The organism is Ensifer adhaerens (assembly GCF_013283195.1).
Taxonomy (GTDB): Bacteria; Pseudomonadota; Alphaproteobacteria; order Rhizobiales; family Rhizobiaceae; genus Ensifer; species Ensifer adhaerens_G.
In genome coordinates, this window is record NZ_JABEKT010000001.1 from 2,244,535 (window position 1) to 2,263,961 (window position 19,427).

At 60.7% G+C, this 19,427-nt stretch carries 17 protein-coding genes and 3 tRNA genes; 8 read left to right on the forward strand and 12 right to left on the reverse strand.

Annotated features, from left to right (window positions below; translation table 11 throughout):
* Window positions 1-92: 92 nt before the first annotated feature.
* Both LPJGGPFB_RS10680 and sthA read right to left on the reverse strand, forming a co-directional pair.
* Window positions 93-902, reverse strand: a complete 810-nt coding sequence (locus tag LPJGGPFB_RS10680; RefSeq protein ID WP_173419894.1) for an endonuclease/exonuclease/phosphatase family protein — start codon at window positions 900-902, stop codon at window positions 93-95.
* Window positions 903-1,087: 185 nt separating this feature from the next.
* Window positions 1,088-2,494, reverse strand: coding sequence for a Si-specific NAD(P)(+) transhydrogenase (gene sthA, locus LPJGGPFB_RS10685; RefSeq protein WP_173419895.1), 1,407 nt, complete (start codon window positions 2,492-2,494; stop codon window positions 1,088-1,090).
* Between the two features lie 201 nt (window positions 2,495-2,695).
* Between sthA and LPJGGPFB_RS10690 the strand changes: the two genes are divergently transcribed.
* Complete coding sequence (locus LPJGGPFB_RS10690; protein WP_173419896.1) at window positions 2,696-3,736, forward strand: magnesium and cobalt transport protein CorA; 1,041 nt, start codon at window positions 2,696-2,698, stop codon at window positions 3,734-3,736.
* 15 nt (window positions 3,737-3,751) lie between these two features.
* Here the strand turns inward: LPJGGPFB_RS10690 and radC are convergent, their stop codons facing one another.
* The 4 genes from radC to phaC all read right to left on the reverse strand — a co-directional run bounded on the left by radC (window position 3,752) and on the right by phaC (window position 8,205).
* Window positions 3,752-4,543: a RadC family protein gene (gene radC, locus LPJGGPFB_RS10695; RefSeq protein WP_173419897.1), complete on the reverse strand. Its 792-nt coding sequence runs from the start codon at window positions 4,541-4,543 to the stop codon at window positions 3,752-3,754.
* Window positions 4,540-5,379, reverse strand: a complete 840-nt coding sequence (gene map / locus LPJGGPFB_RS10700; RefSeq protein WP_173419898.1) for a type I methionyl aminopeptidase — start codon at window positions 5,377-5,379, stop codon at window positions 4,540-4,542. The genes radC and map overlap by 4 nt, the downstream gene beginning before the upstream one ends.
* Before the next feature lie 230 nt (window positions 5,380-5,609).
* Complete coding sequence (gene sfsA, locus LPJGGPFB_RS10705) at window positions 5,610-6,341, reverse strand: DNA/RNA nuclease SfsA (RefSeq protein WP_173419899.1); 732 nt, start codon at window positions 6,339-6,341, stop codon at window positions 5,610-5,612.
* Between the two features lie 19 nt (window positions 6,342-6,360).
* Window positions 6,361-8,205, reverse strand: coding sequence for a poly(3-hydroxyalkanoate) polymerase subunit PhaC (phaC, locus tag LPJGGPFB_RS10710; protein WP_345791005.1), 1,845 nt, complete (start codon window positions 8,203-8,205; stop codon window positions 6,361-6,363).
* Window positions 8,206-8,314: 109 nt separating this feature from the next.
* Between phaC and LPJGGPFB_RS10715 the strand changes: the two genes are divergently transcribed.
* From LPJGGPFB_RS10715 to recJ, 4 genes are all read left to right on the forward strand, one after another.
* Complete coding sequence (locus LPJGGPFB_RS10715) at window positions 8,315-8,623, forward strand: SHOCT domain-containing protein (RefSeq protein ID WP_173419901.1); 309 nt, start codon at window positions 8,315-8,317, stop codon at window positions 8,621-8,623.
* 124 nt (window positions 8,624-8,747) lie between these two features.
* The gene (locus LPJGGPFB_RS10720; RefSeq protein WP_173419902.1) at window positions 8,748-9,965 is read left to right on the forward strand and encodes an LL-diaminopimelate aminotransferase; all 1,218 of its coding nucleotides are present in this window, start codon (window positions 8,748-8,750) and stop codon (window positions 9,963-9,965) included.
* Window positions 9,966-10,049: 84 nt separating this feature from the next.
* Complete coding sequence (locus LPJGGPFB_RS10725) at window positions 10,050-11,372, forward strand: homoserine dehydrogenase (protein WP_173419903.1); 1,323 nt, start codon at window positions 10,050-10,052, stop codon at window positions 11,370-11,372.
* A 127-nt stretch (window positions 11,373-11,499) separates the two neighbouring features.
* Entirely contained in the window at window positions 11,500-13,302 is a 1,803-nt protein-coding gene (gene recJ / locus LPJGGPFB_RS10730) for a single-stranded-DNA-specific exonuclease RecJ (protein ID WP_173419904.1), read from the forward strand.
* 212 nt (window positions 13,303-13,514) lie between these two features.
* On the opposite strand, the gene LPJGGPFB_RS10735 is transcribed toward recJ, so the two are convergent.
* The 5 genes from LPJGGPFB_RS10735 to LPJGGPFB_RS10755 all read right to left on the reverse strand — a co-directional run bounded on the left by LPJGGPFB_RS10735 (window position 13,515) and on the right by LPJGGPFB_RS10755 (window position 16,512).
* Window positions 13,515-13,589 (reverse strand) — tRNA-Glu (locus LPJGGPFB_RS10735).
* A 197-nt stretch (window positions 13,590-13,786) separates the two neighbouring features.
* Window positions 13,787-13,861: transfer RNA gene (locus tag LPJGGPFB_RS10740), tRNA-Glu, on the reverse strand.
* A gap of 209 nt (window positions 13,862-14,070) precedes the next feature.
* Window positions 14,071-14,145: transfer RNA gene (locus LPJGGPFB_RS10745), tRNA-Glu, on the reverse strand.
* A 136-nt stretch (window positions 14,146-14,281) separates the two neighbouring features.
* Window positions 14,282-15,667 (reverse strand): YcbK family protein, encoded by a 1,386-nt coding sequence (locus tag LPJGGPFB_RS10750; protein ID WP_173419905.1) that lies wholly within the window; start codon window positions 15,665-15,667, stop codon window positions 14,282-14,284.
* 404 nt (window positions 15,668-16,071) lie between these two features.
* A complete protein-coding gene (locus LPJGGPFB_RS10755) occupies window positions 16,072-16,512 on the reverse strand; it encodes a VOC family protein (RefSeq protein ID WP_077498238.1) in 441 nt (146 codons plus the stop codon).
* 197 nt (window positions 16,513-16,709) lie between these two features.
* Between LPJGGPFB_RS10755 and LPJGGPFB_RS10760 the strand changes: the two genes are divergently transcribed.
* The 3 genes from LPJGGPFB_RS10760 to LPJGGPFB_RS10770 all read left to right on the forward strand — a co-directional run bounded on the left by LPJGGPFB_RS10760 (window position 16,710) and on the right by LPJGGPFB_RS10770 (window position 18,575).
* Window positions 16,710-17,288, forward strand: a complete 579-nt coding sequence (locus LPJGGPFB_RS10760) for a cold-shock protein (RefSeq protein ID WP_077498237.1) — start codon at window positions 16,710-16,712, stop codon at window positions 17,286-17,288.
* Window positions 17,288-17,770, forward strand: a complete 483-nt coding sequence (locus LPJGGPFB_RS10765; protein WP_173419906.1) for a DUF192 domain-containing protein — start codon at window positions 17,288-17,290, stop codon at window positions 17,768-17,770. The genes LPJGGPFB_RS10760 and LPJGGPFB_RS10765 overlap by 1 nt, the downstream gene beginning before the upstream one ends.
* 157 nt (window positions 17,771-17,927) lie before the next feature.
* Window positions 17,928-18,575, forward strand: coding sequence for an outer membrane protein (locus LPJGGPFB_RS10770; RefSeq protein WP_173419907.1), 648 nt, complete (start codon window positions 17,928-17,930; stop codon window positions 18,573-18,575).
* Between the two features lie 212 nt (window positions 18,576-18,787).
* On the opposite strand, the gene LPJGGPFB_RS10775 is transcribed toward LPJGGPFB_RS10770, so the two are convergent.
* Window positions 18,788-19,414, reverse strand: coding sequence for a DUF1062 domain-containing protein (locus tag LPJGGPFB_RS10775; RefSeq protein WP_173419908.1), 627 nt, complete (start codon window positions 19,412-19,414; stop codon window positions 18,788-18,790).
* Between the last annotated feature and the right edge of the window lie 13 nt (window positions 19,415-19,427).

The window sequence follows — 19,427 nt, forward strand, 5'->3', positions numbered from 1 at the left end:
ATTGCCTGAAAATCTGGGGCCCTGCCGTTCTACGGCAGGGCCTTTTCCGTTGTGCAGACGTTTGGGTGCGCGCGGTGGCGACGCGATTTTCTCTACCGAAGATCCAGCAGCAGTGCGCGGTGATCCGAGACTTCAGGATGTGCCACCACATCGAAAACAACGACCTCGACATCCGGCGTCGCCAGCATGTAGTCGGCGAAGCGCCCAGGCTTTCCATAGTACGATGTGCGCGTATCGGCATGGCCGCGGCCGGTGACGAGATCGGCGAGGCCGAGATTGCCAAGGACCGTGAAGGTGTCGCTATTGGGGAGGAGATTGAGATCGCCGCAGACGATCAGCCTTTCGTTGCCGGGCCACACACGACCTATCAATTGCACCAGGGCATCCGCCTGGGCCTGCCGTTCCGGTGTGTCGCCCTTGCCGTTCTCCGCTCGCAGCCCGTGCATTTGCGCGATGGTGATGGAAAAGCCGGCCTCATAGTCGAAGATCCGGAGGCAATGGGCATTTCGCGGACGCGGATGCTTGCCCCAGCCGTCAGGGGAAAACGCGCCGTGGACGAAGTCGAGCGCCTGGCCGATGACCGGAAGAGATTTGCGCACGAACGTGGCCAAGCCGAATTCGGCATGAACCATGCGGTTGCCATCGTGAAGCTCGCCTCTCGACGTCGGGCAGAAATAGCCGTCGTGATCAGGCAGGGCTGCCCGAATCTCGTCAAAGAGGTTGGCTCGCTGTGGCAGTTCAACATCGCGATCGCGATAGGTGAGCCATTCGGATGTCGTTTCGGGTGAACGCACGACCTCCTGAAGGCACAGAACGTCGGCATTCGCCTCGACGAGATACGGGATCAGCGGCGCATGCAGCTTGCCGCCCCAGACATTCAGGGAAAGGATGCGTAATGACATGGCCAAATGCTCACCGGAAGGGCCGCCGGGAGATGCGCGATGCCCAGGCGGTACACCAAAACAGAAGCCCAGGGCCGATGGCTTGATGACGTGGTCAAGCATGCGGCCCTGAGACGGTCAGGACCGCGACGCTATCTGATTCGCGTGGCAGTGGCAGAGGCCGGCTTGCCGAGCCTTGCAGAATATCACGCCGTCGGCTTGATCTCGCCCATGCGGTTCCAGGCGTCGAGACCGGCGATCTTGTAGGCCTCTGCAAGCGTCGGATAGTTGAAGGTGTTTTCAACGAAGTACTCGACCGTTCCCTTGAGATTGAGCACGGCTTGGCCGATGTGAACCAGTTCTGTCGCGCCTTCGCCGATGATGTGCACGCCGAGCAGGCGACGCGTCTTCAGCGAGAAGATCATCTTCAAAAGCCCGGAATCGAGGCCCATGATGTGACCGCGCGACGTCTCACGGAAGCGCGCCATGCCGCATTCGTAGGGAATGCCGCGATCCTTGACCTCTTCTTCGGAAAGGCCGCAGGTGGAAATTTCCGGCACGGCGTAGATGCCGTAAGGGAAGTACTTCTGCGGCTCCATGGCGATCGCGCCAACGGCAACGCGAGCCGCGATGCGGCCCTGTTCCATTGACGTCGAGGCAAGGCTTGGAAAGCCGACCACGTCGCCGGCGGCATAGATGTTCGGCACCGAGGTCTGGAAGGTTTCGGGATTGACCTTCAGTCGCCCGCGGCTGTCTGCTTCGAGCCCGGCTGCAGCAAGATTGAGCGTGTCGGTAGCACCCATGCGGCCGGCGGCAAAGAGCACCATGTCGCTGGTGATCCGGCGGCCGTTGTCGAGCGTCAGCAACACCTTGCCATTGTCGAGCCGTTCAACGGTGTCTGCCTTGTGCCCGAGATGCAGCTTCATGTTGCGGTCGCGCAGTTGGTAGATGAAATCCTCGACGATCTCCTTGTCGATGAAGTCGAGCATCGTCGTCTTCGGGTCGATCACCGTCACCTGCGTGTCGAGCGCGCTGAAGATCGTCGCATACTCGATGCCGACGACGCCGGCGCCGATAACCACGAGCGAGCGCGGCAGTTCCGAAATATCGAGCAGTTCGTCGCTGTCGAGCACCGTCTTGCCGTCGAACGGCATGTAATCCGGGCGGAAGGGCTTGGTGCCGACGGCGAGCATGATGCTGGTGCCGGATACAAGCATGGTCTCGCCGTCGTCCTTGACGACTTCGAGTGTCGTTGGATCGACGAACCTCGCCTTGCCGCGCATCTGCTGCACCCGGTTGCGGGCAAACTGATGTTCGAGAACCTCGACTTCGTGGTTGAGCGTGATGATCAGCCGCTGGCGCAGGTCATCGGCGCTGATTTCTTCCTTGACGCGGTAGGACCGGCCGTAAAAGCCGCGCTCGCGCCAGCCCGACAGATTGAGCGCCGTTTCGCGCAATGTCTTCGAAGGGATCGTGCCGGTGTGCACGGAAACGCCGCCGACGCGTTTTCCCTGTTCGATGACGAGAACCTTCTTGCCGAGCTTGGCGGCCTGGATGGCGCCGCGGCGGCCTGCGGGTCCGCTTCCGACGACGATGAGATCGAACTGGTTCATAAGAATTCCGTCAAAAAGGGAGAATCGTTGTGCGCTGCGAAAAGTGTCGCTTGCATGCGTCTATACCGTCAATCGCACAGTTTGATGAAGTGGTTTTCGAGTCTGAAACCTGTTGGGTGCGAATATCAGCAAATACGCGTATGCTCGACGGTCCAATGGCATACCGGTCCATGAAATTCATGCGGGCATGGGAGGTTTTTTATGGCGCTGGACTTGACGAACGAAAGATCTGGGAATTCGCAGACGACTGAAGGGCCCCATGCCGAAGAGCGGCAGGGCGTGGTCGCCGCCGCGGTCTACGAAAACGGCGTGCGTATCCAGGACATTCACGTGGAAGATGCCGGCAAATGGCGAAGCCGCCCCGGCACCGTCATCTGGATCGGCCTCCACGAACCGGATGCGGCACTGCTCCGGCAGGTGCAACGTGAATTCGATCTGCATGATCTCGCGATCGAAGACGCCTGCAAGGCGCACCAACGGCCGAAACTGGAGATTTACGGCGATTCGATCTTTGTCGTCGCCCGGACCGCCCATATGGTCGGAGACGAAATCGCTTTCGGGGAAACCCATCTGTTTGTCGGGCGCGGCTATGTCGTGTCGGTTCGCCACGGCGCCTCGACCTCTTACATGGCCGTCCGGCAGCGGTGCGAGGCTTCGCCGGCAGCTCTGGCCCATGGCGAAAACTACATCCTCTATTCGATCCTCGATTTCATCGTCGACAACTACATGCCGGTGATCGAGGCCATTCACGAGGAGGTTGAACGGCTCGAGGATCGCCTGCTTCGCCAACGTCTGGAGAAGGACGATATCGAACGGCTCTATCTGCTCAGGCGCAATCTGCTCCGGCTTCGAAATGCGGCCGTACCATTGGTTGACGTCTGCCGGCGGCACGAGCATGTCGATTTGCCCGGCATGGACGCGGCGTTGCAGCCGCTCTTTCGCGACGTGACCGATCATGTCCGCCGCGTGCAGGAAGATATCGATGCCCTGCGCGAGGTTCTGGCCTTCACGTTCGAAGCGAGCCTGATGATGGGGCAGTCGGAGCAAACGGAGATCTCCCGCAAGCTGGCGTCCTGGGCGGCCATTCTGGCGGTGCCGACGGCAATTGCCGGGATCTATGGGATGAACTTCGACGACATGCCCGAGCTGAAATTCCGCTACGGCTACTTCGTCGTGCTGGCGGTGATCATCGGGCTGTGCCTGACGCTTTTTCGCTTCTTCCGCCGCGCCAGATGGCTGTGAAAGTCGGTTGCGCGGCTAGAACAGGCGCAGCCCTTTCAGGCTGACATGGCCATCCTTCCCGATGATGATGTGATCGTGCACGGCGATGCCCAGCGGCTTGGCCGTCTCGACGATCAGCTTGGTCATGTCGATGTCCGCGCGGGACGGTGTCGGGTCACCGGAAGGATGGTTATGCGCAAGGATAAGCGCTGTCGCCGATAGTTCGAGCGCGCGCTTGACCACTTCGCGCGGATAGACCGGGGTATGGTCGATGGTACCGGTCTGCTGGACCTCATCGGCGATCAAGGTATTGCGCTTGTCGAGAAACAGGATGCGGAACTGTTCCTTAGTCTCGTAGGCCATGGCCGCATGGCAATACTCGATCACAGCCGACCAGGAGGAGAGAATGTGCTTCTTGCGCAGATCGCTCTTCAGCGTCCGGTGGCCGATCGTTGAGACAAGCTTCAGGTCGAGCGCCACCGCTTCGCCGACACCCTTGACTTCCTGCAGCAAGGCGAGCGGCGCGCCGAACACGCCGGCAAGCGTACCGAAGCGCGTCAGCAGCGCCTTGGCGATCGGCTTGGTGTCCTTGCGCGGGATCAGCCGAAACAAGAGCATTTCCAGGATTTCGTAGTCGGCAAGCGCGCCATCGCCGTGCTCGCGATACCGGGTGCGAAGCCGGTCGCGATGACCGAGGTAGTGCGCCTCGGTGGTCGCGGCATTCGTTTCGGGTGCAGCAGGAGCCTGCGGCAGGAGATCTGCAAAAAACGATCGTTCATCCGCCGGCTGCGTCGCGTCGCCTGCGGATGAACGGGTGTTTTTCGTCATGCAGCGCCCATGGCGGCCATATCAGGCTTGAAGAGGCCGGCCGGGGAGAGGGTAAAGATCTCACAGCCGTCAGCCGTCACGCCGACCGTATGTTCGTATTGTGCCGAGAGAGAGCGGTCACGGGTGACCGCCGTCCAGCCATCGGCCAGCACCTTCACGTGTGGCCGGCCGAGATTGATCATCGGCTCGATGGTGAAGATCATGCCTTCGCGCAGTTCCGGACCTTCGTTGGCGCGGCCGTAATGCAGGATGTTCGGCGCATCGTGGAACAGCCGGCCGACGCCGTGTCCGCAGAAGTCGCGCACGACCGAGCACCGTTCGGCTTCCGCATAGGTCTGGATCGCTTCGCCGATCGCGCCGGTGCGCGAGCCGGGGCGCACGGCCGCAATGCCGCGCATCAGACACTCGTGCGTGACATCAAGAAGGCGTTCGGCAGCGCGTTTGATCTCGCCGACCGGATACATGCGGCTGGAATCGCCGTGCCAGCCATCGATTACATAGGTGACGTCGATGTTGACGATATCGCCGTCGCGAAGCGGCTTGTCGTTGGGAATGCCGTGGCAGACCACATGGTTGATCGAGGTGCAGGACGATTTGGTGTAGCCGCGGTAATTCAGCGTCGCGGGAAGCGCGCCATTGTCCATGCCGAATTCGAAGACGAAGCGATCGATCTCTTCGGTCGTCACACCCGGTCGCACACGCGATACCAGCTCGTCGAGGCAACGCGCCGTCACCTGACAGGCTTTGCGCATGCCCTCAAACCCCTCCGGTCCGTAGAGGCGGATGACGCCGGTGTTTTTGTAGGGCGAAGACCCCGCCTCGATGTAAGTCACCATTCCAGAACTTTCAGTTGTTTCCTGCTTGATTTCATAATGCAGCAGGGGCCGTCTCGTCCACTGCCGCGCACCAAGAGGAGCTGATACACGGCCCGGAGCTCAGATTTTGGCGCGTCGTGCTTTCGCCTGGCTCGTCATCAAGCCTACCGCGGAACAATGCCTGCGCCTATCCGTACATTGTTGCAGGTTGGCCCGGGATTGGCGACAAAGGATCGGCCCGGTAACATCGCTCAGGCTGAGTTGCGTAGGGTGCCGACCTTCGCGTCGTCGACGGCGATCAGACCAATGGGCGCGATCTCGGCCGGCGATATCAGGCATTTCACCGCATAGGCCTCGACACCGCGCGCCATGGCACGGTCGAAGGCCGCGGCATAGGCGGGATCATAGTCGCGGCAGATCCTCAGGCTGTCACAATCGCTGCGTTGCACGAGATAGACCATGATCGCCCGATGGCCGGCCTCAACCATGTCGCCCAGTTCTTCCAGGTGTTTTGCGCCGCGCGTGGTGGGACTGTCGGGAAACTCGGCCACGCCGCGGATCCGACTGAAATGCACATTCTTGACCTCGACATAAGCGGAGCCGCGGACCGGATCGCTGAGCAGGATATCGATGCGCGAGTTGCGCCCGTACTTCTGCTCGCGGGAAAGCGACGGATAACTATGGAGATCGGAAATCAAGCCGAGGCGAATGGCTTCTTCCGCCAGGCGGTTCGGCAGGCCGGTGTTGATGCCGACGAGCGTGTCATCGGCCTCGACGATCTCCAGCATCTGCCGGTACTTTCGTGTCGGGCTGTCATGTTCCGACATCCAGATCCGCGAACCCGGCGTCGTCAGCCCACGCATCGACCCGGTGTTGGGGCAGGAACCCGTCAAAGCGGTGCCGTCCATAAGAGTGGCGTCGAACAGAAAGCGTTTGTAGCGCTGCACGAGCGTGGCGGGCACGAGTGGCCGATCGAAAACCAAAGTCTATTCCACACTTTTGTCAGGCGCGAGCGCGCACGTAGGAGCCGGGTGCCTCTTCCAGCGTGTTGAGCTGGCCGCCGGGCTTGCGCGCCGGCACGCGCTTCTTGTCGAGTTTTTCGATCCACTGGTGCCAGTGCGGCCACCAGGACCCTGGCGTTTCCTTGGCCGTCTTGACCCAATCGTCGTACTCGCCCTTGGGCGGACCGCCGGTCCAGAACTGGTACTTGCCCTTATCAGGCGGGTTGACGACGCCGGCGATGTGGCCGGAGCCGGAGAGCACGTACGTAACCTTGCCGCCGAACGACGAGGAGCCGAGGAAGACCGAGCGCGGCGGGGCGATATGGTCTTCCTTCGTGGCGAGGTTGTAGATCGGGATCTTGACGTCGCCGAGCGACACTTGCTTGCCGGCCAGCATCATCTCGCCCTTCGACAGCCGGTTCTCCAGATAGCAGTTGCGCAGGTAGAACGAGTGGTTGGCCGCCGGCATTCGGGTCGAATCGGAGTTCCAGTAAAGCAGGTCGAAGGGCAGGGGCTCCTGACCCTTGAGGTAGTTGTTGACGAAGTAGGGCCAGATCAGTTCGGAAGCGCGCAGCATGTTGAAGGCGGTTGCCATCTTCGAACCGTCGAGATAGCCGGTGACCTGCATGTTGGCTTCCATCTGGCTGATCTGATCTTCATCGACGAAGACCTTGAGATCGCCCGCGTGGGTGAAATCGACCTGGGTGGTAAAGAGCGTCGCCGAGCGAATGCGCTCGTCACCCTCTGCGGCATGAAGCGCAAGTGTAGCGGCCAGCAGGGTGCCGCCGACGCAATAGCCGATGGCATTGACGTCCCGCTCGCCGGTCGCCTGTTCGACGGTGTCGAGCGCAAAGCCGATGCCTTCGCGCGCATAGGCTTCCCAATCCTTGGCCGCGTGCCGCTCGTCCGGGTTGACCCAGGAAATGACGAAGACCGTGTGTCCCTGGTCTACTGCCCATTTGATGAAGGATTTTTGCGGGTTGAGATCGAGCACGTAGAACTTGTTGATCCAGGGGGGGCAGATCAACAGTGGGCGCTTGAGCACCGTTTCCGTCGACGCTTCGTACTGGATGACCTGACAGACGTCGCTCTGCGCGACAACCTTGCCGGGGGTGATGGCGATGTTTTCGCCGATGGCGAACTTGCTGGTATCGGTCTGGCGCATCTTCAGATCGCCGCGGCCGGCCACCACATCCTCGGCAAACATCTGCATGCCCTTCACGAGATTGGCGCCGCTGGTGGCGACCGTCTCCCGATAGAGTTGAGGATTGGTGGTGATGAAATTGGTCGGCGACAGCGCGCTCGAAATCTGCCGGACGTAGAAGGCGGCCTTGTGCTTGGTGTGATCGTCGAGGCCTTCGGCGTCGCGCACCATCTTGTCGGCCCAGTCGGACGTGATGAAATAGGCCTGCCGGACAAAATCGAAGAAGGGGTTCTTGACCCAGTCCTCATCGGTAAAGCGCTTGTCGGCGCGCAGCGGGGGCGCCGGATCACCATCGGTGCCGGACATGCGGTTGATGCTGCGCGACCACATCTCGAAGAAGCTGCCCATGAGATGGGTCTGCGCTTCAAGTGTGCGGCGCGGATCGGAAAGCCAATACTCGGAAACCCGCGACAGAGTCTTGACCATGTCGGTGACGGGTTCGGCGAAGACGTCGGATTTCTCACCGGTTTCGCGCGGCGCAAGCCAGGCGGAAGCCGCCTTGCCGAGCTGTTCCATCGCGCGGGCAAGGTTGACCGCGAGGCCTTCCGGATCCTTGACGATGTAGGGTTCAACGGACTTTGGGTCGAAGCCAGCAAAGCCGTCCTTGCCGGCGTGGCCTTCGGCATTCCTGTCTGCTGTCACCCGGTTTCCTCCACAGCATCTTGTTTGTTTTGTATTTTTACATTCTGCCCGAAAATGATTACAAGGGCTAGCGCATCGTCGCGCCACGATAACAGAGGTCTTTGTCAGTATGTTCGCCGTCGGAAAACAGCGCTCCATCACCTGGGTTGCCGGGATCATTCTCCTGGGCACGCTTGCGGGCTGCAACACCCAGAAGACCCCGTTCGAAAACTATCCCTCCGTCTACGGTCAGAAGCCGGCCGCGACACAGCAGATGACCAACGAGGAAGCCGCCGATATGCAGGCGCGGTTGAGCTCGCTCGGTGCCGCGCGCAAATCCGGTTCCATCTCGGAAGCTGAGTATCAGCGTCGCATGAAGGAAATGCGTACGCTTGCCGAAGACCACGGCTCCGACACGCTGAAACAGATCACGAATTAGCACTTGCGTTTCGGGTGATTTGGACGCAAAGCGTTCAATGGCCGCAGTGACGGCCGTTCACCAAAGCGCATGTTTTCGCGACGGCCAACCGCTGGCGGAGACGTGCGCCAAACGAGGTTTGGAGATGGAAGAGTTTCACAAAGTCCGGCGTTTGCCGCCTTATGTTTTCGAACAGGTCAACCGTTTGAAAGCAAGCGCGCGAGCGGCCGGTGCTGACATCATCGACCTCGGCATGGGCAATCCGGATCTTCCCACTCCACAGTCGATTGTCGACAAGCTCTGCGAGGCCGTTCAGGACCCGCGCACGCATCGTTATTCGTCGTCGAAGGGCATTCCCGGGCTGCGTCGTGCCCAGGCCGCCTATTACGCCCGCCGCTTCGGCGTCAAACTGAACCCGGACACGCAAGTCGTCGCCACCCTTGGCTCCAAGGAAGGCTTCGCCAATATGGCGCAGGCGATCACCGCACCCGGCGACGTCATCCTGTGCCCCAATCCGACTTATCCGATCCATGCCTTCGGCTTCCTGATGGCAGGCGGCGTCATCCGCTCGATCTCGGTCGAGCCCGACGACACCTTCTTCGGACCATTGGAACGCGCCGTTCGCCATTCGATCCCGAAGCCGCTGGCGCTGATCCTCAACTATCCGTCGAACCCGACGGCGCAGGTCGCCACGCTCGATTTCTACAAGGAAGTCGTGGCGTTCGCGAAGAAGCACGACATCATCGTGCTCTCGGATCTGGCCTATTCGGAAATCTACTTCAACGACGCACCGCCGCCGTCCGTGCTCGAAGTGCCAGGCGCGATCGACGTGACGGTCGAGTTCACCTCGATGTCGAAGACATTCTCCATGCCCGGCTGGCGCATGGGTTTTGCCGTTGGCAACGAACGGCTGATCGCAGCGCTGACGCGGGTGAAGTCCTATCTCGACTATGGTGCGTTCACGCCGATCCAGGTTGCCGCCACCCAGGCGCTCAACGGTGACGGCAGCGACATCGCCGAAGTCCGCAACATCTACAAGCGTCGCCGCGACGTGATGGTCGAAAGTTTCGGCAAGGCCGGTTTCGAGGTGCCCCCGCCGGCAGCCACGATGTTTGCCTGGGCGAAGATCCCTGAGAAGTTCCGTCATCTGGGATCGCTTGAGTTCTCCAAGCTGCTGGTCGAAAAGGCCGATGTGGCCGTGGCACCTGGTATCGGCTTTGGCGAGCAGGGCGACGACTACGTTCGTCTGGCGCTCGTGGAAAACGAACACCGGATCAGGCAGGCGGCCCGCAATATCAAGAAATTCCTGTCCACGGCTGACGAGACGATGCACAACGTCATCTCGCTCAACGCGCACCGGTAAAAGATGGGGGCGTGCGGCAAGCACGCCCCTTCCACCACGGCCCCGCCGTTCTGGCGGGGCGCCTTCACATGTTAGGAAATGGCTATGGCAGATGCCCTCAAAATTGGCATTGCGGGCTTGGGTACCGTCGGTGCCTCGCTCGTGCGGATCCTCCAGGATCGTCGCGAGATGCTGGCAACGACATGTGGCAGGGCAATCGAGATTACAGCCGTCACGGCGCGTGACCGCTCCAAGGATCGTGGCGTCGACATTTCAAACGCGGCGTGGTTCGACGACGCGGTTTCGCTCGCGGCCAATGCAGACATCGATGTCTTCATCGAGCTGATGGGCGGCTCCGGCGACCCTGCTTATGCCGCCGTGAAGACGGCGCTTGGCCGTGGCATCCATGTCGTCACCGCCAACAAGGCGCTGCTGGCAGCCCACGGCATCGAGCTTGCAGCTATTGCGGAGAACAAGGGCGCGCTGCTCAACTACGAAGCGGCGGTGGCCGGCGGCATCCCCGTCATCAAGGCGCTGCGCGAGTCCATGACCGGAAATACGATCTCACGCGTTTACGGGATCATGAACGGCACCTGCAACTACATCCTGACGAAGATGGAAAAGGAAGGGCTGTCCTTCGAGGCCTGCCTGAAGGAAGCCCAGCGGCTCGGCTATGCGGAGGCGGACCCGGCTTTCGACATCGAAGGCAATGATACGGCGCACAAGCTGTCGATCCTGACGAGCCTTGCTTTCGGCACGGCAATTGCCGCTGACGACATCTATCTCGAGGGCATAACCAATATCTCCATCGACGATATCAATGCTGCGGCCGATCTCGGCTACCGCATCAAGCTTCTCGGCGTCGCCCAACGCACGGAAAGCGGCATCGAGCAGCGCGTGCACCCGACGATGGTTCCCTATGATTCGGTGATTGCCCAGGTCGATGGCGTCACCAATGCGGTCGCGATCGAATCCGATATTCTCGGCGAGCTGCTGATGGTCGGCCCCGGCGCCGGCGGCAACGCCACGGCATCTGCCGTTCTCGGTGATATCGCCGATATCGCCAAGAGCCGCCCCGGCGCACAGCACGTGCCGGCATTCGGCCGTCCGACCAATGCGCTGCTTCCCTACAAGCGCGCGCAGATCCAGAGCCACGAAGGCGGTTATTTCATCCGCCTGAAGGTCGTCGATCGCACCGGCGTGTTTGCAAGCATCGCATCGCGCATGGCCGAAAACGGCATCTCGCTGGAATCGATCATGCAGCATTCCAAGCACCCGAAGGAATCGGACGAGCCGCAAACGATCATTCTCGTGACGCACGCGACCGCCGAGCATTCGGTGCGCGATGCGATCGTTGCGATCAAGAGCGAGGGCTATCTGGTCGGAGAACCACAGGTTATCCGCATCGAGCGGCCGAAGGCGGCCTAAGTCCTGGCGCAAAACTGTTGAGAAAGGGCCCCATCGACCACAGGCGTCGGTGGGGCCTTTTTCATAGCGGGTTTTGCTGGTGCGCGACGTTCGCTAAGAACGAAGAGAGTATGGGCAGGTAGGCAGCATGGAAGAACCGGTAGATCCGATACAGCGAGCATTCCTTGGCGTGGAGCGATCGGTCAGCGGTCAGCGCTGGGTGTCGCGTCTCGATCAGGCCGGCCAGAACCGGGCGCTGGCGATCAGTCAGGTCCACGGCTATTCCGATCTGCTTGGCCGTGTGCTGGCCGGGCGCGGCGTTTCGCTCGACGATGCCGCAACCTTTCTTGACCCGACGCTTCGCGCGCTGATGCCGGATCCCGATACCTTGACCGATTGCCGCAAGGCGGCTGAACGTTTGGCACTGGCGATCTCCAGACGCGAGAAGGTCGTCGTTTTCGGAGATTATGACGTCGACGGCGCCGCCTCGTCGGCGTTGATGGCGCGCTTCTTCATGCATTTCGGGCTCGAGGCCGAAATCTACATTCCCGACCGGATATTCGAAGGCTACGGCCCCAACCCACAGGCGATCGAGCAGCTGATCGACAATGGGGCGAAGCTCATCGTCACGGTCGACTGTGGCTCGACCAGCCATGAATCGCTTGCTGTTGCCGCAAAGCGCGGCATCGACGTCGTTGTCATCGACCACCACCAGGTTGGCGCGACGCTGCCGCCGTGCCATGCGCTCGTCAATCCCAACCGTGAGGACGATCTCTCCGGCCAGGGGCATCTTTGCGCCGCCGGCGTCGTCTATCTCGTGCTCGTCAACACGGTGCGCGTGCTGCGCGCCGCCGGTGACGCACGCGTCGCATCCTTCGATCTGCTGGCGCAGCTTGATCTCGTGGCACTTGCGACGGTGTGTGACGTGGTGCCGCTCAAGGGGCTCAACCGTGCCTATGTCGTCAAGGGACTGATTGCAGCGCGACACATGGGCAATGTCGGGCTGGCAGCGCTGTTGCGCAAGGCGGCCATCGGCGGCCCGGTAACGCCCTATCATCTCGGCTTTCTGGTCGGGCCGCGCATCAATGCCGGCGGACGCATCGGCGATGCGGCTCTCGGTAGCCGGCTGCTGACCATGGAAGACAGTTCAGCCGCAGAGACAATCGCGGCCCGGCTCGACGAGCTCAACCGCGAACGGCAGGCGATGGAAGCCGCAATGTTGGCCGAGGCAGAAGCGGAAGTTCTGGCCGAATACGGCACGGGCGAGGGCGCCTCGGTGATCGTGACGGCGCGGGAGAACTGGCACCCGGGCATCGTCGGGCTGATTGCAGCAAGGATCAAAGAAAAGTTCCGCCGTCCCACCTTTGCCATTGCCTTCGATCCGAATGGTCGCGGCACGGGATCCGGCCGGTCGATCGCCGGCTTCGATATGGGCAAGATGGTTCGTGCCGCCGTCGATGGCGGATTGTTGGTGAAGGGCGGCGGCCACGCTATGGCGGCAGGCCTGACGGTCGAGCGGCCGAACCTCGGCCGGTTGCGGCAATTCTTCGAGGAGAAAGCCGAGGCGGCGGTACGTGACCTCGTTGCGGTGCAGACACTCAAGGTCGATGGTGCGCTTGGTGCGTCGGGCGCAACGTTGGAACTGATCGATCTCTTGGAGCAGGCAGGTCCCTATGGCTCCGCCCATCCACAGCCGGTCTTTGCCTTCCCGTCGCATCGGCTGCGAGACTGCCGGCAGGTCGGGGCCAACCATATCAAGGTGACGCTTGAGGGGCAGGATGGTAGCCGCCTCGACGGCATTGCGTTTAGGGCCGTGGAGACGCCGCTCGGCGACTTCCTGTTTGCCAGCCGCGGTGCATCAATCCACGTTGCCGGCTCGGTTTCGGCCGATCTCTGGCAGGGCCAGCGTCGCGTCCAGCTGCGCGTCAGTGACGCTGCCAAGGCATTCTAGCCGGCAAGCCTGCGCGCGAACCTCGATGTCTCACGATCTGCGATGCTGCTTGAACGGCACTGTTTTCCGCCGGCATGATTCTGCCTGGTGGCCGTGAGGGTCCGGGATGGCCGGGCGAGGGTGCACTTTGTCTGCCGGGATGGAGTATGGACGTTTGGTGCCCCGCAATGGCCGTCAGATCAAATCGTAGCGATGTCAGGGAAAGATCACAGTGGCACGCCCTAGGGGAGTCGAACCCCTCTTCCCAGAATGAAAATCTGGTGTCCTAACCGATAGACGAAGGGCGCACTTGCTGTGTGGCCGTCTTATAGTCAGCACTCTTTCCGGCTGCAAGCGCTAATATCGATTTTTTCAAGGTTTTCTGTGAAAAATGCTGGGAGAATCAAAGGCTAAGAATGCGACGCTCATCGTCGAAGCGAAGAGGTGTATGGTGGCCGCAATCCGGCCAAATCGGAAATGAGAATGGTGGTGAAGAGGGTCACAGTGGCACGCCCTAGGGGAGTCGAACCCCTCTTCCCAGAATGAAAATCTGGTGTCCTAACCGATAGACGAAGGGCGCACTTGCTGTGTGGGCGCCTTATAGTCAGCGCCATTGTAGACTGCAAGCGCTAATCTGAAAATTCGCGTGCTTTTCCTGTGAAAAAAATCGGAAAACCTGCGGTGAGTTTGCCGTGCCAAAGAGGGGGCGCTTCAACGAGCGAGCGTCGAGCTCTCGACGCAAAACCGCCGGTCTCGAACAAGGAAATCATGTAGGGGAGAGGGTCACAGTGGCACGCCCTAGGGGAGTCGAACCCCTCTTCCCAGAATGAAAATCTGGTGTCCTAACCGATAGACGAAGGGCGCACTTGCTGTGTGGGCGTCTTATAGTCAGGCGTTTTGATTACCGCAAGCGGCAATTTTCATTTTTCTGTAAAAAATGCACAGGTTGGGGAAAATACAGTGCGCCTGTGGATTAGCTCATGGAAACAAAGGCTTGCGTTCAGCCCTTGCCGCGGCGGCAGCGCCAGTTCCAGTCGCGCTGGGCGCCAATGTCGATATGGACCGATTCCGTGTGACAGTAGGTGCCGACACCGCCGCGTCCAGGAATGCTGCGCAGGAAATCGGCCAATTCCCATTTGCTGACGCCCTGGACCTGAATGTCGGCCGCTTCGCAGCGCGTATGCAGCGATTGCTTCGCGCGGTTGACCTTGATCGGGCGCAGGCCCGACGTCACCATGACTTTCTTGCCGTAATGCGTTTCGACGTTCTTCAACATCTGCATCAGCTCGGGCTTGAAACAGCCCGCATCAACCTTTTCGGTCTGCAGAATAAGGCCGCTTGGCGCCAGCCGAGCAAGGCCGGAAAGCGATGCGACCTGAACCGGAGCGTCCTCTTCGTCAGCGGCATGGTCTTCATGCGCGACGCTGAACAGCGGGCTCATCTTGACGCCAGGCAGGCTGCTATAGGCAAGCGAGGCCATCTGCGGTTGGCTGGCATTGCTTGTGGTGATGGTCTTTTTTTCGGCCGGCTGCGCTGCGCGCGCCGCTTCCTGCTGCTGCTTTTCTTTGCGCTTCCCGGCAAAGAGGCTCGCAAGCGTCCAGGCCTTGGGAACCTCCTTCTTACCGCTTTCGCTGGCCTCGTTGTCTGACGCTATCGTCGCGGCCTGAGCCAGGTCGGTTGCCGGCTGTACCTGCTCTGCGGCTTGCACCGGCTGCAGCACGCGCGACGTCTTGCCGCCGATGGCGGCCTGCGCGCTCAAAGGTAGCGGTACCGACGCGGGAAGGGTGGCTCCTTCCGGGACGGCATAAGCCATCACGGCCGTATCGGAAGGCGTAGCGTCGGTTTCGTTCAGGGCGCCCTGCTGTGGCTGGATGATTGGTTGGGGCTGTGTTTGTGGCTGTAGCTGCTTCGGGCTGGTGCCGAAAAGACTGTTCGTCGTCGCGTTGACGGTCGGCTGGGCGGTGCCTGTCGCCGGAATCGAGCCAGTTGCTTGCGGCTGTACACCCACCGTTGCCGCCTGCGCACCAGCTGCTGTCGGAGCCTGGCCGTAGATGCTGGAGGAGGCTGCGCGCAAGCCCGTGCTCTGCATGGCCAGCGGTCCGCCCTGCTGCGCGGGATCTTGCCCTGGCGCGAGGGCGCCATTGCCTTGCGCTGCCTGCGGATTGCTGCCGACGGCCGACACCTGCGCGTCGCGAACCGCAGCGCCAGCCTGGGTCGAATCGGCGACCTGCACCGGTTCCTGCGTTTGTTCGACCGCCAGTGCATTTGCCGCTTCGCTATCGGCCACAGCAGAGACGCACCCGCTTAGGGCAAACAGCGAAACGGATATCGCGGCCGCGCGGCTGATGGACGACAGCAGCGCCCTCTTGGTTTCCCGATGTTGCAACGTCCTATCCCCGCTCTCCGTGCATGATCGGTGAGATCGTCACCTTGGCCATGCATTAAGTCTCAGTTCCGAAACATCGCTCAGAACAAACAAACACGAATTTCGCGCAGCGACCCAAACGGATCGCTGCGGGAAGGATTAGGCCAAATACAGTCAAGGGTGCATTGCCACGAGACATCGCGGATAGGACCCCGTATCAACGTTTCGCGCGGAAAGTTACTGAACGATACGTGATTTGTAAACTGGCGCTAACCTTGAGCCCACATGCGCCCAGCATGCGAAGGCCCGGTGTCGGTGCCGGGCCTCGGATCATTCATCATTTCCTGGGATCCGCGACTCGACTGTGCGAAGCCGGAAATGCCGGCTGCAGACATCAATCATCGGCGGCTAGAATTGTGCGAGGCTTACCAGGCGCCGGTATTGGCCATGGAGGCCCAGGGCTCCTGCGCCGGCAGGTTATCACCCTTCTGCAGGATTTCGATCGAAATGCCGTCGGGCGAGCGCACGAAGGCCATGTGTCCGTCGCGCGGTGGGCGGTTGATGGTCACGCCGTTGTCCATCAGATGCTGGCAAAAGCCGTAAATGTCGTCCACCTCATAAGCCAGGTGACCGAAGTTACGCCCGCCTGTATAATCCTCGCTATCCCAATTGTAGGTGAGTTCGAGGCAGGGGGACAATTCGCCCTTTGCCCGGTCCAGATCGCCGGGAGCGGCCAGGAAGACGAGCGTAAACCGGCCCTTTTCGTTCTCATAGCGGCGGATTTCGCTGAGGCCGAAGAGCGTGCAGTAGAATTTCAAGGCCTCGTCCAGATTTTTGACGCGAACCATCGTGTGCAGATAACGCATTGCAATGTCCCTGTTTCGAAGAAGATGGCGTATACTTATCTGCCAGCAAGCCAGAGGCAAGGCTGCGTCCCTACATTTGACTTGGGCCAAAATACGCCGAGGGTCTTGCGCATAAGCGGCGGGACGATGTTATTCTGGTCAATAAGAATCAGTTAACCGTAGTCAGTAGTCGCGCGTAAACGAGGGGCTGGGAGAGAATGGCGGATAGGACATCTTCAAAAGACGTCATGCAGGATGACGACTTTGGCAGCGACGCCCTCGACCTCGTCGAAATCACCGGCGTGATCAAATGGTTCGATGTCGCCAAGGGCTTCGGCTTCATCGTGCCTGACAACGGCATGCAAGACGTGCTGGTGCACGTGACCTGCCTCAGGCGCGACGGTTATCAGACGGTGCTGGAAGGTGCCCGGGTCGTGGCGCTCATCCAGAAGCGCGACCGTGGCTATCAGGCCTTCCGGATTCTCTCGATGGATCAGTCGACTGCCATTCATCCTTCGCAGCTGCCGCCGATCAGGACCCACGTGCAGGTCACGCCGACGAGCGGTCTTGAGCGCGTGCTGGTCAAGTGGTTCAACCGAACCAAGGGCTTCGGCTTCCTGACGCGCGGTGAAGGTACGGAGGATATCTTCGTTCACATGGAAACGCTTCGTCGTTTCGGCCTGACGGAGCTGCGCCCCGGACAGGTGGTTCTGGTGCGCTTCGGCGACGGTGAAAAGGGTTTGATGGCGGCCGAGATCCATCCAGATGGCCCAACGCCGACGAGCCGCTCGCACTAATGACGATGGTTCGAACCTTTTCTGCAAGAAGCGCCGCCATGGCGCTTTTTTTGTCGCTCGTATTGTTTGCCGTTGCCGCGCTTGCGGACGTTAAGTTCACGACCGACAGGATGCGGCTGGTGACAGCCGACAACAAGAGCCACGAGCTGACGGTCGAACTCGCCATCGACGCGGATCAGCGGGAGCAGGGGCTGATGTTTCGCCGTTCGATGGCGCCCGATCACGGAATGCTGTTTGATTTCGGTGAAACGCGCCGTGTCATGATGTGGATGAAAAACACTCATCTGGCACTCGACATGCTGTTTGCCGACAAGAGAGGTGTCGTTCGCACGGTCCATGAGAATGCGGTGCCATTCTCCGAGGCGATCATCGATTCGCGCGAGCCGGTGGCGTTCGTGGTGGAACTCAACGCCGGCACCGTCAAGCGGCTGGGCATCAAGCCAGGCGACCGGCTGGAAGGCGCTCGAATCGGCGGCAATTGATCGACCGCATCAAAGCCCTGATCTCATCCCGCCCGGCTGATCCGATGATTTGATTTGGCAGCGCATCTTATTATTCTCGCCCTGTAGCGAGCCTTTTCGGCAGACGCGCCCTACATATGTTGGTAATCTTTCTATCGGACCAACAGGAGCATCTGTGATGATCAGGCATGTGCTTGTTGCAATCTTTGCCGCTGCCGCTTTTGCGCCGGCTGCGTCGGCTGCTGATCTGACCGAAAACCTCGAACCTGCGCCGCTGGTGGAAGCCGCGCCCACCTTCGTGTGGACCGGCGGTTATGTCGGTCTGCAAGGTGGCGGCGGTTGGCTCAATGGCGATTTCAGCGCTGCAGGTGCAAGCGCTTCGCAGGATTTCAACGGCGGTCTTCTCGGCGCATTTGCGGGCTTCAACTATCAGCAAGGCGACTGGGTCTACGGTATCGAGGGCGATGTCAGCTACAATTGGAACGACAAGACCTTTGATATCTTCGGCGCTGCTCCGGAGGTTGGAACCGATGTGTCCGGCTCCGTCCGCGGCCGTCTCGGCTACACTGTCAACGACAAGGCGTTGCTCTATGCGACGGGCGGCTGGGCGATTACGCGCGGCTTCGTCGACGTGCCGGGGGCGTCCAAGGAAAAGGAAACCTTCAATGGTTGGACGATCGGCGCCGGCGTCGACTACGCCTTCACCGACAGCCTGTTTGGCCGGGCCGAGTACCGATACAACGACTATGGCGACAAGGACATCGGCGGCGTCAATGTCGACCTCGACCAGCATCAATTCACGGTCGGCATCGGCGTGAAGTTCTGAGGAGAACTGCTGCGTGTTTCCTTAAGTCGTAGCCGGTTTACGGATAAAAACATGCAGCAACTCAAAATGCGACAGCGCCCTTCGCGCGCCTGAGAAGACGCGCGGCGCTGCAGGGGGAAGGAAGGCTCCGATGGCTTCGGAGCCCTCTTCGTGATGGGGACATCCACACCATTCACGCCCAGATCGCCGCCGACGCCTCACGCAATCCCTGGCTAAGGTCCAGCGCGGCTGAGGATCGCATTGCGATCGGCTTCGCTTGCAAGATCTATGGTGACGCGCATTTCGTCCTTCACTGGCCGTCGCAACGCGTTCTTGCCCGATGGTGTCGTGGATATGCGCCCGGTCTGTTCAAGCACGGCGATCCGTCTGCGTGACAGGCCGAGTTCCGTCGAGAGCAACCTCTCCGTTCTGAGCATTGTTTTCATTTCCAGGTTGAGAGCGATCTCCAGGTGCTGGGCTGGTTCGACTGCCGCCTTCAGAATCGTCTTTCGCAAACGGACCTCGGCGAATTCTTCGACACGCCCCGCATCCCGGCGCAATCCGTCGATATCGAAGGCGACTTTCTCGATCCAGCCGTCATCGTTGTTCTGCAGCGCGTGCAGCGTCGCCTGGTCGATATCGCCGACATGTCGCCGCTCGAAGATGGGACGGTTCCAGGTGCTGTCGCAACTGCTGCAGCGATAGATCAGCCAGGCGTCCAACCGCCGGCCATTGGCATTGAGGCGCGTCTTGCCGCTCGTCTCGAATGGCCGCGTCGTTCGGCAGCGATTGCAGGCGAGCCAGGGACGTGGCGCGATTTTCGGCGTGATGGTCCATTGGACCAGGACTGTGTGAGACATGTCGTCTGGTTCT